Source organism: Mesorhizobium sp. BR1-1-4, from assembly GCF_020165375.1.
Classification (GTDB): Bacteria; Pseudomonadota; Alphaproteobacteria; order Rhizobiales; family Rhizobiaceae; genus Mesorhizobium; species Mesorhizobium australicum.
This window is the reverse complement of the sequence record NZ_JAIUIB010000002.1, coordinates 538,966-551,944: the sequence shown is the minus strand read 5'-3', so window position 1 is coordinate 551,944 and position 12,979 is coordinate 538,966. Positions and strand designations below refer to the sequence as shown.

The 12,979-nt window shown below is 64.0% G+C and carries 13 protein-coding genes; 4 read left to right on the top strand and 9 right to left on the bottom strand.

What is annotated here, in order from left to right; genetic code table 11:
- Positions 1–11 precede the first annotated feature (11 nt).
- From LB571_RS05940 to LB571_RS05925, 4 genes are all read right to left on the bottom strand, one after another.
- Complete coding sequence (locus LB571_RS05940) at positions 12–1,187, bottom strand: MFS transporter (RefSeq protein WP_224592893.1); 1,176 nt, start codon at positions 1,185–1,187, stop codon at positions 12–14.
- 287 nt (positions 1,188–1,474) lie between these two features.
- Positions 1,475–2,851: an FAD-containing oxidoreductase gene (locus LB571_RS05935; RefSeq protein WP_224585897.1), complete on the bottom strand. Its 1,377-nt coding sequence runs from the start codon at positions 2,849–2,851 to the stop codon at positions 1,475–1,477.
- Positions 2,852–2,862: 11 nt separating this feature from the next.
- Complete coding sequence (locus LB571_RS05930; RefSeq protein WP_224592890.1) at positions 2,863–3,324, bottom strand: DUF4126 domain-containing protein; 462 nt, start codon at positions 3,322–3,324, stop codon at positions 2,863–2,865.
- A gap of 116 nt (positions 3,325–3,440) precedes the next feature.
- On the bottom strand, positions 3,441–4,088 hold the full coding sequence (locus tag LB571_RS05925) for a glutathione S-transferase family protein (RefSeq protein ID WP_224592887.1): 648 nt from the start codon (positions 4,086–4,088) through the stop codon (positions 3,441–3,443).
- 213 nt (positions 4,089–4,301) lie between these two features.
- Here LB571_RS05925 and LB571_RS05920 point away from each other — a divergent pair, with 213 nt between their 5' ends.
- Positions 4,302–4,859 carry a sugar O-acetyltransferase gene (locus LB571_RS05920; RefSeq protein WP_224592886.1) on the top strand — a complete coding sequence of 186 codons (558 nt, stop codon included), beginning with the start codon at positions 4,302–4,304 and terminating at the stop codon, positions 4,857–4,859.
- Here LB571_RS05920 and LB571_RS05915 read toward each other — a convergent pair.
- Both LB571_RS05915 and LB571_RS05910 read right to left on the bottom strand, forming a co-directional pair.
- Positions 4,846–6,195: an ATP-binding protein gene (locus LB571_RS05915; protein WP_140665152.1), complete on the bottom strand. Its 1,350-nt coding sequence runs from the start codon at positions 6,193–6,195 to the stop codon at positions 4,846–4,848. The two genes, LB571_RS05920 and LB571_RS05915, sit on opposite strands and share 14 nt — an antisense overlap.
- Complete coding sequence (locus tag LB571_RS05910) at positions 6,192–6,851, bottom strand: response regulator (protein WP_224592884.1); 660 nt, start codon at positions 6,849–6,851, stop codon at positions 6,192–6,194. The genes LB571_RS05915 and LB571_RS05910 overlap by 4 nt, the downstream gene beginning before the upstream one ends.
- A 166-nt stretch (positions 6,852–7,017) precedes the next feature.
- On the opposite strand from LB571_RS05910, the gene LB571_RS05905 reads away from it, so the two are divergent.
- Both LB571_RS05905 and LB571_RS05900 read left to right on the top strand, forming a co-directional pair.
- The gene (locus LB571_RS05905) at positions 7,018–7,284 is read left to right on the top strand and encodes a PepSY domain-containing protein (protein WP_224592882.1); all 267 of its coding nucleotides are present in this window, start codon (positions 7,018–7,020) and stop codon (positions 7,282–7,284) included.
- A 5-nt stretch (positions 7,285–7,289) separates the two neighbouring features.
- Complete coding sequence (locus tag LB571_RS05900) at positions 7,290–7,898, top strand: cytochrome b/b6 domain-containing protein (RefSeq protein WP_224592879.1); 609 nt, start codon at positions 7,290–7,292, stop codon at positions 7,896–7,898.
- A gap of 56 nt (positions 7,899–7,954) precedes the next feature.
- Here LB571_RS05900 and LB571_RS05895 read toward each other — a convergent pair whose 3' ends face one another.
- Entirely contained in the window at positions 7,955–8,950 is a 996-nt protein-coding gene (locus LB571_RS05895; RefSeq protein ID WP_224592878.1) for a helix-turn-helix domain-containing protein, read from the bottom strand.
- A gap of 125 nt (positions 8,951–9,075) precedes the next feature.
- On the opposite strand from LB571_RS05895, the gene LB571_RS05890 reads away from it, so the two are divergent.
- Positions 9,076–9,720, top strand: a complete 645-nt coding sequence (locus LB571_RS05890; protein ID WP_140713596.1) for a cysteine hydrolase family protein — start codon at positions 9,076–9,078, stop codon at positions 9,718–9,720.
- A gap of 67 nt (positions 9,721–9,787) precedes the next feature.
- Here LB571_RS05890 and LB571_RS05885 read toward each other — a convergent pair whose 3' ends face one another.
- Together LB571_RS05885 and LB571_RS05880 are read right to left on the bottom strand one after the other, a co-directional pair.
- Positions 9,788–11,467 (bottom strand): formate--tetrahydrofolate ligase, encoded by a 1,680-nt coding sequence (locus tag LB571_RS05885; RefSeq protein ID WP_015316036.1) that lies wholly within the window; start codon positions 11,465–11,467, stop codon positions 9,788–9,790.
- A gap of 313 nt (positions 11,468–11,780) precedes the next feature.
- Positions 11,781–12,905 carry a DUF2333 family protein gene (locus tag LB571_RS05880; RefSeq protein WP_015316037.1) on the bottom strand — a complete coding sequence of 375 codons (1,125 nt, stop codon included), beginning with the start codon at positions 12,903–12,905 and terminating at the stop codon, positions 11,781–11,783.
- Positions 12,906–12,979: the final 74 nt, after the last annotated feature.

Sequence of the window (12,979 nt, the reverse complement as noted above, 5' to 3'; positions counted from 1 at the left end):
GGCGCAAGGGCCTATTCCGCGGCAGCGTGAAGCGTGACAGGCGCGCGCCTGTCCAGCGCCGCCGACAGCACCGCAACGGCGACCGCCAGCAGGGCTAGCACCGCGCCGACCAGTGGCAAACCGGCATAGGAAACGCCTGATGACAGCGCCACGCCGCCGATCCATGCGCCGCCGGCATTGCCGACATTGAAGGCGCCTTGATTGAGCGTGGCTGCAAGGTTCGGTCCTTCGGAAGCCGCCTCGACGACCCGGATCTGCAGAGGTGGCACGACGACGAAGATGAGCAGGCCCCAGAGGAAGACGATGCCGATGGCAACGCTGGCGATCGTGCCGAACTGCATGAAGCCGACGAACAGCAGGGCCATCAGCAGCAAGGTGGCGATCACTGTCGGCATCAGTTTCCAGTCGGCAAGCCTGCCGCCGATGATGTTGCCGATGGTCATGCCGGCGCCGAACAGCAAAAGCACCCAGGTGACCGCCGCGGTCGACAGGCCCGACACGCCGGTGAGGTATGGCTTTATGTATGTGAAAACGGCGAACAGGCTGGCCGAGGTCAGCGCCGCGATCAGCATCGCCAGCCACACTTGCAGCTTGCCGAGCACACGGACTTCGGCGCGCAGACCGCCGCCGCTCGGTTCCGTGACGTCGGACGGCACCAGCCAGGCGATGGCCGCGACCGAGATCAGGCCGATGCCGACCACGGCCAGAAAGGTGGCCCGCCAGCCGAAGGCTTCGCCGAGTGCGGTGCCGGCGGGAACCCCGAGGATGTTGGCGAGCGTCAGGCCCGCGAACATCAGCGCGATGGCGCTGGCGCGCTTGTTGCGCGGCACAAGGCTTGCCGCGACGACCGAGCCGATGCCGAAGAAGGCGCCATGGCCGAAAGCGGTGAAGACGCGCGCCGCCATCAGCAGCCAGTAATTGGGCGCGATGGCGCAGAAGACGTTGCCGACGACGAACAGGGCTGCAAGTCCCACCAGCACGGGCTTGCGCGGCAAATGCGCGGTGGCCATGGCCACGACAGGCGCGCCGAAGACGACTCCCAGCGCATAGCCGGTGACCAGCAGGCCGGCGGCGGGGATCGTCACGCCGAGATCGGCAGCGACCTCGGGCAGCAGGCCCATGATGACGAATTCGGTGGTGCCGATGCAGAAGGACGCAATGGCAAGCGCAAGGATCGGCAAAGGCATGGGAGGTCCAGACTGAATCGGTTCAATTTCAGACTGCGCGAGGATCCCTGCCGGGCGCAACAGACATTGCCGCAATGCAGCAATGCAGAAAGCATGGAGCGGACGTCTCCTCTTCTAACGGCCCGACGCAGACCGATCCTTCAAGGGCCGAAACGATGTCGCTTCGTGCCCGACACGATATCTTGAAGCCGGCGCGGCCCCAGCAATAAATGCGTGATGACGACCGTGAAATCGCGGAGCCTTCGGCAAGGCACAGGCGACGATTGAAGGGGCAGCGGCTGACAGTCTCACGCCAGCGGCTTCAGCTCCTGGGCGATGGTGGGCAGCAGCTCCGAGACGGTGGGATGGATGTGCACGGCGCGCGCCAGTGTGTCGACCGACGCCTTGGCGTACATCAGGTCGAGCACGCAATGCACCGCCTCGTCACCGCCCGGACCGAGCACGGAGCAGCCGAGGATCTCCCTGGTGTCGGCGTCCACGAGGATCTTCATGAAACCCTGCGTCTCGCCCTTTTCGACGGCGCGCCCGACACGGGTCATCGGCCGCTGGCCGACCAGGGCGCGACGTCCGGATTTCCTCACCGCCGTCTCGGTCATGCCGCAGCGGCCGAGCGGCGGGTCGATGTAGAGCGCGTACGCCTCGATGCGGTCGCTGATCCTGCGCGGATCCTTGTCGAGCAGATTGGCGGCGACGATCTCATAGTCGTTGTAGGAGGTGTGGGTGAAGGCGCCCTTGCCGTTGCAGTCGCCCATCGCCCAGATGCCTGGCACGCTGGTGCGCAGCTGGTCGTCGACGACAACCGCGCCGCGTCCGTCGACCTCGACGCCCGCCTTGTCGAGGCCGAGATCGTCGGTATTGAGCGTTCGGCCCAGCGCCAGCAGCACATGCGAGCCGACCGCGGGCGGCTGGCCCGTGGAGAAACTCACGGCAATGTCCCCGCCCTGCTTGGCGAAGCCGATGTCATCGGCGCCGACATGGACCGCGATCCCTTCATTTTCGAGGATCGACAGGATGGCGGCCGAGACGTCCTCGTCCTCGCGGCCGGTGAGGCGCGGGCTCTTTTCGATGACGGTGACTTCCGAACCGAAGCGGCGGAACATCTGCGCGAATTCGAGCGAGATGTAGCTGCCGCCGACGACGATCAGGTGGCGCGGCAAAACGTCGAGATCCATCATCGACGAGTTGGTCAGATAGTCGATGTCGTGGATGCCGGGCAGGTCCGGCACCGAGGCGCGGCCGCCGGTGTTGAGAAAGATCTTGTCGGCGGTCAACAGGTCGTCGCCGACGCGCACCGTGTTGGCGGATTCGAAGCGTGCATGGCCGCGATAGAGCGTGCAGCGCTCCATTCCGGCGATCCAGGTCTCCAGATTGCCACGGGCGTCGTTGGTTACCTTGTCCTTGCGCGCCTTGATCCTGCTATAATCGACCCCGACGGAGCCGGGGAACGTCACGCCATAGTCGGCAGCGCGCCGCGCCAGATGGGCGGCATAGGCGCTGGCGACCATGGTCTTGGTCGGCATGCAGCCGGTGTTGACACAGGTGCCGCCGACCAGCTTGCGCTCGATCAGCGCCACGCTCATACCGGCTGCCGCCAGGCGGCCCGCCAGGGGCGACCCCGCCTGGCCAGCGCCGATGATGATGGCGTCGAAGGTCCTTGCGTTCAAGGTCTGGGCCGTCATGCCACCGCCGCCACGATCAGCAGGCCGCCGATGATCGCCACCGCATCCTCCATGAAGGCCGCGGGCGGATCCTTGCCGAAAACGGCCGCCAGCCGGCCGCGCGCTTCGGCACCACCCAGGGTGCCGATGACCGCGCCGATCGCTCCGGCGATCAGGCACACGATGGTGGCGCCGCTGGTCGCGCCGATCACCGCGCCGCTGAACGCGCCGAGCAGAATGCGGGCGCCGAACTGCTGCGGCACCTTGCGGCTTGGCGTCGACGGCAGCTGGTCGGTGACCAGTTCGACTATGGCCAGGACGGTGAAGATGCCGACAGCCGCCCAATGGCCCATGAAGCTCGCCCAGGTGCCGGCAACCGGCAGCCAGCCGAGATAGGCGCCCCAGGCAACGGCGGCAGGTGCCGTCATGGCGCGCAGGCCGGCAATGACGCCGATCAGGAGTGCAAGAATGTAGAGCATGGTCGATCCCCCTCGATCCCGGGCCGGTACAGCCTTGAAACGGCAAGCTACCATAGGCCGGATATTTGGCTAGGCCGCAGACTCACAAGCGCACAGCCACGGCGGATCGAGGCAAGTCAGTTGGCTGATGGAGCGTTGATCGCAAATTGCGCGGCGAAAGCCCTGATATAGGCGGGCCGAGCTTCCCCGCGCGCCACATAGGCGGCCAGGTTTTGGTATTCATCCAGAATGCCTGACATTCTCAGTCGTAGCAGCACTGACACCATCAATAGATCGCCGGCGCTGAACGCATCATCGAGCCAGTCCGCGACGCCCAAATGCGTCGAGAGACAGTCCAGCCGGGCGCGAACACGGTCCTTTACCAGCGGCAAGCGCGCCTCGCTCCAGGACTTGTCCGCTTCGAAAATTCTTGCCGTGGTCAATTCGAGGATCGGCGGCTCGATGGTGTTCAGCGCGGCAAACATCCACGTGATCGCTCGCGCGCGGGCGTTGCGCTCCTTCGGCAGCAGGCCCGCATGCTGCTCGGCAAGATGAAAGACGATCGAGCCGGTCTCGAACAGCGAGAGAGAACCGTCCTCATAGGTGGGGATCTGGCCGAAAGGATGGATGGCCAGATGGTCAGGCGCCTTCATGCCCGCGAAGGAAACAAAACGAACCGCGTAAGGCTGCCCCACTTCTTCCAGCGCCCAGCGAACACGCGTATCGCGGGCCAGTCCCTTCCCGCCATCGGGTGATCGTTCAAACGCCGTGATCGTGATTGTCATCGCATTTGTTCCTTGCCTGGGCGAATTTCTTCGGCTTCCTACCGAGGACGAATGAGCTTCCCGGAAATCGACATCGGTCCTGAACTATTTCATTGCTGGAGCAGATCGCGAATGGCCGCCAATCAGCAAGGCCGCGCATCCTGGTTTACGGATTTCACGTCAGTCCTCGCCTTGGCGCTGTTCGCAGTGATGTAAAAAAACGGAGGCACTGCCATGGTTCAGAGCGAACGCGCGAAAATGGCTGGTGGTGAATGGTATACGTGCCTGGATGACGATCTTGGCGCGTTGCGCGGCTTGGCCGCGGATGCGGTGTTCGAGCACAATACGCTGCCGCCTCGCCGACGCGGGAATCTCGGGCCGGCCCTGCGGACACTGCTGGGCGGCGTGGGCGAGGGTGCCCGCATCGAGGCGCCGTTCCATTGCGCCTATGGCTTCAACATCTTTCTCGGCGCCGGCACCTTCCTCAATGCCGGCTGCACCATTCTTGACACCGCGCCGGTGCGTATCGGCGAGGGGACGCTGCTTGGCCCCAATGTGCAGATCTATTGCGCCGAGCACCATAAGGAGGCGGCAAGGCGCCAGGCGGGGCTGGAGATCGCCAAGCCGGTCACGATCGGTGACAATGCCTGGATCGGCGGCAGCGCGGTCGTCCTTGGCGGCGTCAGCATCGGCGAGGGCGCCATCGTCGGCGCCGGGGCGGTGGTGACGCGCGACGTGGCGGCGCACACGACCGTGGTCGGCAACCCGGCGCGGGTGGTCAGGCGGGGCTAACACTACGCGGCGGGAACCTGATCGTCGCTTCAAAACCGTCCCGTCGGCCGGATGCCGGTGAGGTCAGGACAAGCGTCGCATCGATCTGCTGCAGGATTTTGGTGACGATCGCCAGTCCCAGGCCTGATCCTTCGGCACGCGTCCCACCGCGTTCGAACCGTTTGACCAGACCGCCGGGAGCTGACGCCACCGGACCTTGGTTGATCACGCTGAGCCGGGCATCGTCAGTGATGCGAACGACAACCTCGCCGCCCTCGGCGCCATGCCGCAAGGCGTTCTCGATGAGGTTGCGCAGGATAATGGCCAATGCATCCGTATCGATCGCGGCCAACGCCTTGCCTTGGTCGGACGCTTCAAGACGAAGCCGACCCCTGTTCTGGCCGTGCTGCTCGAAGTCGGCGACCACCAATGCGGCGACCGCAGCGAGATCGGCTGGCTTGCCGGCGATCGCTACTCCGGCGTCGGCGCGCGCCAGCTGCATCAGCTTTTCGGACAGGCCGGCGAGGTCGGACAGAGCCGCCTTGATCTGGCGCGGGCGTTTTCTTGCCGCCTCGTCGGATGTTTCCGCGATCAGGCGCTCCGTTTGTGCCAACGCCCCAGCGATTGGTGTGCGCAATTCATGCGCGGCGTTCGCCGTGAACTCCTTTTCAGCATCGAGCGCCATATGCAGGCGCCGCATCAGGCTGTTGACCGACTTGGCGATGGCGGCAAGTTCGGAGGGCAGGTCCTCGGTGCGGATCGGAGCAAGGTTGTCGCCGTGGCGGGCGCTGATTTCGCCGCGCAGTGTCGCGATCGGCCTCAGGAAACGCGTCAGGGTCAGCCACGCGACAAGTGCGCTCAACGGGATGAGAATGACCATCGGTATGAGGAAGCCGGTGGCGGCTTCGAGCGTTTCCTCATTGCGCCGTGAATCGAGCTCGGCGACCTGGATGAGTATTGTGCCGCTGACCGCAGGCTCGGTGTAGATGCGCCATCCGGCTGCCTCCGAGAAGCCCTGCGCGAGCTCAGCCGTGAGCGGCTCCGCGGGAGCGTCATGGGAATGCATGAGAACGCGGCCGCCGGCGTCCCGCACCTGGAAGATGAGGCGGCCGCCTTCGTCGTCCGAAACAGCCTCCCCCAGCCTGCGCGGCGATTGCGATGCCTCACGCCCGAACATATCGTCGATGACCAGCGGCAGCAGTCTGCGGGCTGCCTCCTGCATCGAATTGTCCATGGCTTCATTGATTTCGCGGTGCAGCGTGATGCTTCCGGTGCCAGCGGCGACCAGGCCAACAGCGACCGTGACGAGGATCAGCGACGACACGAGGCGACCGGCAAGGCTGCTGAAGACCTTCATGGGAGTGCAAGGCGGTAGCCCAACCCCCTCACGGTTGTAAGGACCTGGCGCCCGATCTTCTTGCGCAAGCGGCTGACATAGACTTCGACAGTGTTGCTTTCGATCTCCGCGCCGAAGGCATAGAGCGCCTCCTCGATCTGGTTCTTGCCGACTGTCATGCCGGGCCGGCGCAGGAACTGCTCCAGCACCGCCCATTCGCGCGATGTCAGCATGGCCTCCGTGCCGTCGATGGTAACGCGGCGCGCGGCCTGGTCGATTTCGACGGCTCCGAGCCGGATCAAAGGGTTGGGGTTTCCGGCATAGCGGCGCGCGACCGCGGCAAGGCGTGCAGACAACTCGCTGAGATCGAACGGCTTGACCAGATAGTCGTCCGCCCCGGAATTCAGCCCCGCTATGCGGTCTGAGAGCTGGTCGCGCGCGGTCAGGATGATGACCGGCGTATCGGTGCCCTCACGACGCAGCGTTTTAAGGAATTCGAGACCCTTGCCGTCGGGCAGATGCAGGTCGAGCAGGACGAGCACATAGGAAACTACACGGAGGTGATCGCAGGCACCGCCAAGCGTCGTGCTCCAGTCCACGGCGTGGCCGTCGGCAGCGATATGATCGCGCACCGCTTCGCCCAGCACCGGATCATCTTCGATCAACAGTACGCGCACTTCGCCTCCGTGTCGCTGCAACACGCGCCTTCATGCGGCACGAGGCTGACAGGAAGCTGAATGAAAGCCAACTGAGGCTTTTGCACGATGCAATGCGTGTTCAGGCTGCTGTCAGGTTTCGCGGCCAAGGTCCTCGACATCGGAATCGGCCGATGGAGAAAATAAGATGAAGACCTTGATGCTGACCGCGCTGGTTATGGCTTTTGCCAGACCGGCCTTCGCCGCCGACAAATGCGATGTGCCGACCGGCCAGTGGCAGCCGCGCGAAGCCTTGCAGAAGAAGCTCGAAAGCGAAGGCTGGAAGGTTCGCAGCATCAAGACGGAACAGGGCTGCTATGAAGCCAAGGCGCTTGACGCCAATGGCAAGAAGCTGGAAGCCGTCTTCAATCCCAAGACGCTGGAGTCGGTCGGTGCCGATTCCGATGACGGTTGACGGCCATGAACGCCACTGTTTCGACACGAGAAACCTCGGTCGAGTCGACACGAGAAACCTCGGCCGAGTCGACACGAGAGGCCTCGGTCGAGGTCTGGAGCCCCTACGTCCGCCTCTTTCACTGGTCGCTGGTCCTTTGCGTCGCGGTGGCGTGGCTTTCTTCAGGCGAAATCATGAAGGTGCATGAACTGGCCGGCTACAGTGCCGGGGTTCTGATTGCCTCGCGTTTGATCGCCGGTCTGGCGGGGTCGGGATACACGCGCTTCCGTCAGTTTGTGCGTGGACCGCGCGTGGTGAGTTCTTATCTCGCCGACGTGGCGCATGGCGATGAAAAACGCTATCTCGGCCACAACCCCGCCGGCGGTGCCATGGTGCTGGCGCTTCTGGCTTGCGTGGCAGGAATTGCGCTCACCGGCTGGATGCAGACCACCGATGCCTGGTGGGGCGTGGCCTGGGTCGAGGATACGCACAAGATCCTGGGCAATGGTGTACTGGTGCTGATTGGACTTCATGTCGGCGGCGTGCTGCTCGCCAGTCTGCGTCATCATGAAAATCTGGTTCGCGCCATGATCACCGGCCGTAAACGCGCGGCCTCGCCGCAAGACGTTGGCTGACCGCGGAGAGCGGGAATGCAAGGGCACCGCAGCGACGCGACGCCCTTGCCGTTCGATCACGATGACAGGGCCAGCGCCACCCGTCCGTCCTGATCGACCCGTCTGGAAAACTCGCGCCGATATTGCGCGGGTGATGTCCTTAGCCGCGCGGCGAAATGTTGGCGCAAGGAAGTTGCGCTGCCGAAGCCGGCCTCGAAGGCGACCATGTCCATTGGCTTGTCCGTCGTCTCCAGCAGCCTCTGCGCCAGCGCGACGCGCTGGTCGGCCAGCCAGTCGCCGAAGCTGGTACCTGTCGTCTTGTGGAAACGGCGGGTAAAGGTGCGGCGGGTGAGACCGGCCGCGTCAGCGACGCTATCGAGACCGTGCGGTTCGTCTAATGTCGCGCGCACCATGTCGAGAGCCTGGGTAAAGCGGTCGGCGGCTGGGCTCGGCGCTACCGGGCGTTCGATGAACTGCGCCTGTCCGCCTTGTCGGTGCGGCGAAAGCACGATGTGCCGGGCGAGCCGCAGTGCCGCCTCGGCGCCATAGCGTGCGCGTACGATGTGCAGGCAGCAGTCAAGCCCGGCGGCGACGCCGGCGGAGGTGACGATGTCGCCGTCATCAACGTAGAGCACGTCCGCATCGACCGAAATGTCGGGATGGAGAGCCTGCAACTGATCCGTATAGGCCCAATGCGTGGTCGCCTTCCGTCCCGAAAGCAGGCCGACGGCGGCGAGGGCAAAGGTGCCGAGGCAGAGGCCCACGATCAGCGCGCCGCGCCGGTGGGCGCGGCCGAGCGCTTCCTCGAGCGGTTTTGCCACAGGCGCTCCGAGATCCTTCCAGCTCGGGATGATGACGATATCGGCGTCTTCGAGCGCGGCAAGCCCGTGCGGGACCAGGATGCTCAATCCGGCGTCGGTCTGGATCAGCCCTTCCTCCACGCCGCAGACGCGGAAGTCGAAGCGCGGCAGGCCGAGCCTGGTGCGGTCAACGCCGAACACCAGGCACGGCACGGAGAGATGGAACGGGCTGATGCCGGCGAAGGCGAGGACGGCGATGATGGGAGCGGTCATGGGGCGTTTCCAGTGTGAAGGAGGATTGTCCCAATCCTTTCGTATGATGTCAATCGGGCCACTGTTGGCGCCTCGGTCAGCAGGCTATCTTCGGTCCATCGCATTCAAGCCTGAAAGGAAATATCATGTCTGCCCCAGCCAACACCGCGCCGCGCCGCGCGCTGATCGTCGTCGACGTCCAGAACGACTATGACGGCGGCAACCTGGCTATCCAGCATCCGCCATTCCGCGACAGCGTCGTCAACGTGACGCGCGCCATGGATGCCGCATCGGCAGCAGGCATCAAGGTCGTGGTCGTCAAGCAGATGGCGCCCGAGACGTCGCCGATCTTCGCCCGGGGCAGCCATGGCGGCGAACTGCATCCCGAGATCGCCAGGCGTGGCCGCGACCATTATGTCGAGAAGAACTTGCCAAGCGCCTTCACCGGCACCGACCTCGAGGACTGGTTGCGCGCCAACACTATCGATACGATCGCGGTCGTCGGCTACATGACGCATAATTGCGACCTGTCGACCATCATCCATGCCGTGCATATGGGCTTCGCGGTCGAGTTCCTGTCCGACGCGACCGGTTCGGTGCCTTACGCCAACAGCGCCGGCTACGCCTCGGCGGAGGAGATCCATCGCGTGGTGAGCATCATCCTGCAGTCGCGCTTCGCCGCGGTGCTCAAGACCGCCGAATGGATCGACTGCCTGGAGACCGGCGCGCTGCCGGAACGCGACACGATCCATGCGTCCAACCAGCGGGCGCTGTCGCGCAGCGCCGCGTAGGACGATCCGCAAACGAGAAGGGCGCCGCGGCGATGCGGCGCCCTTCTTGTTCTTGTCGAGATGAAGATCAGAACAGGCCTTCGATCTGGCCGGCCTCGTTGAGGAAGATCTTTTCCGACGACGGCTTGCTCGGCAGGCCAGGCATGGTCATGACCTCGCCGCAGATGATGACGACGAAGCCGGCGCCGGCGGACAGCCTGACCTCGCGCACCGGCACGGTGTGGCCGGTCGGCGCGCCGCGCAGGTTCGGGTCGGTCGAGAACGAGTACTGTGTCTTGGCCATGCAGACCGGAAGGTTGCCGTAACCGGCATCCTCCCAGGCCTTCAACTGGTCGCGCACCGATTTGTCGGCGATGGCTTCCGAGCCGCGATAGATGCGCTGAACGATGGTGTTTATTTTCTCGAACAGCGGCATGGAGTCGGGATAGAGTGGCGCGAACTGCGAGGCGCCGGATTCGGCGAGCGCCACCACCTTGTTGGCAAGCTCCTCGATGCCGGCGGAGCCGTTGGCCCAGTGCTTGCACAGGATCGCTTCCTCGCCCATCGAGGCGACGTAGTCCTTGAGCGCCTGAATCTCGGCGTCGGTGTCGGAATAGAAGTGGTTGATGGCAACGACCGCCGGGACGCCGAACTGCCTGATGTTCTCGATGTGGCGTCCAAGGTTCGGGCAGCCCTTCCTGACGGCTTCGACATTCTCCTTGCCAAGGTCTTCCTTCTTGACGCCGCCATTCATCTTCATGGCGCGCACGGTGGCGACGATGACGGTGGCTGCCGGCTTCAGTCCGGCCTTGCGGCACTTGATGTCGAAGAACTTTTCGGCACCTAGATCAGCACCAAAACCGGCTTCGGTGACGACGTAGTCGGCAAGCTTGAGCGCCGTCGTGGTGGCGACGACCGAGTTGCAGCCATGCGCGATGTTGGCGAACGGGCCGCCATGCACGAAGGCCGGGTTGTTCTCCAGCGTCTGCACCAGATTGGGCTGCATGGCGTCCTTGAGCAGGACGGCCATGGCGCCATCGGCCTTGAGGTCGCGGGCATAGACCGCCGACTTGTCGCGGCGATAGGCGACGATGATGTCGCCGAGGCGTTTTTCCAGATCCTTCAGGTCGGTGGCGAGGCAGAGGATCGCCATCACTTCCGAGGCGACGGTGATGTCGAAGCCGGCTTCGCGCGGAAAGCCGTTGGCGACGCCGCCGAGCGAGCAGATGATCTCGCGCAGCGCCCGGTCGTTCATGTCCATGACGCGGCGCCACACCACGCGGCGGGTGTCGATGCCGAGTTCATTACCCCAGTAGATGTGGTTGTCGATCAGGGCCGACAAAAGGTTGTGCGCCGTGGTGATGGCGTGGAAGTCGCCGGTGAAGTGGAGGTTCATGTCCTCCATCGGCACGACCTGCGCGTAACCGCCGCCGGCGGCACCGCCCTTGACGCCGAAATTCGGGCCGAGCGAGGCTTCGCGGATGCAGACGATCGCCTTCTTGCCGACGCGGTTGAGGCCATCACCGAGGCCGACGGTGGTGGTGGTCTTGCCCTCGCCGGCCGGGGTCGGGTTGATGGCGGTGACGAGGATCAGCTTGCCGTCCTTGTTGCCCTTCACCGACTTGATGAACTCGGCCGAAATCTTGGCCTTGTCGTGGCCGTAGGGCAGCAGATGTTCGGTTGGGATGCCGATCTTCTGGCCGATCTCCTGGATCTGCTTTTTCCTGGCGCCACGCGCGATCTCGATGTCGGACTTCACTTCGGCCATGACGGCGTTCCTCTGGATTGGACGGTGGAGGGGACGGGGTTGATCTTACTCGCAAGAAGGCTGGAGCCGGACGCGCGGGGCATCTAACCCTGTCGCTGCGGCGGCGTCAACTTTCATGCAACTATGTTTCCTATAGAGAAAATTCCTCTGCGGCGGGCCGACCTATTCCCGGTTCTTTATGGCTCCGCTTGCCGCGCCGTATAGAAGCCAGAGCAGGGGCGCTTCCGCCGTCTCAAAACAGCCGCACAATGCACGGAATGCGACAGACGCGACGACGCAAATCCGCCATCGCGAGTGTTGCCGTGGGACAGCGCTACTGCGTCAGCACGTTGCTGATTTCAACCATGTTCGAGCGCACCCGAAGCACGTAGAAGCCCATCGTCGTCAGATGGGTGGGCAGCAGCCAGCCGTCCTCGCGGCCATTGGCGATGATGAAGGGCTGGATGCGCAGGGCCGACACGAACTGCGCGTCCATCGTATCCCACAGGCTCTGCAGGTGCTTTTCCTTGATGACGTCCTCGAAGTCGGCCTGGGCGCCCTTCATCAGGCCGTAATAGGCATAGAGCTGGCCATAGGCGAACCAGTAGCGGTCGTCGGCGCGGGTGTCGAACCAGCCATTGTTGTGGTTCTCGGCACGCTCCTTGAGGATGGCGGAGGTCGAGCCGATGTCACTGGCGATGCGATCGATATACTGCTTCAGATTGTCGGCGCGGGCATCGAAAGTGGCCTGGCAGGTGGCGAGCCGGGCATTGAACGAACGCAGCTTGCGCACGGCGTCGCGATAGTAGCTCGGCGTCGGTGTCTTCGGTCCAAACGGGCTCACGCCGAAATACCAGGTATACTCGTCGAACTGCAGATTGCCACGCGCGTCCTGCAGGTCGGCATCGATCTGCGAGGTGGTGCGCACGCGGCCGAGATTGTCGGCAAGCTCGGTCGCCGTGCGTCGCACCGCCTGGTTGATGCCGCGCTGGAAAGAGGCCTTGTTGTCCATCCACGGGGTGTTGTCCCAGTCGATGCCGAACAGGCCGAGCTTGTAGAGGATCATCGACGAGATCCAGGCATTCTGGTTGACGTTGAAGTCAGTCAGGTCCGCCGCCACCTGGGCGATGCCGGAGTTGCCGCAAGTCTTGGCCGTGTCGGTGCCGGCGCCGGCGGCCACCTGTTCACCGGCGGAAACGTTGCGCTTCTCGAACGTATAGGTGTCCGGGTAGTTCGGGTTGAACCTGTTCCACCACTGGGTGGCGTAGAAGAAGTTGGCGTAAAGGCCGATCAGCACCAGCAAGGCCAGGCCGACGACGGCCTTCAGGATCCAGCCGCGCTGCGTATACCAGCGGCCGGCCCACAAGAAGGGCCACAGGATCACGCCGATCAGAAGGCCGATGCCGCGGCCGATCCACTGGAACAGCTTGACGAAGAAGTTCACGATCGGGTCGAGCATGGCTGTATCACCCCCTCAGCACGATGCCAAAAAGTTGCAGACTTTTTCGATAACATCATGCACCAAAACAACAA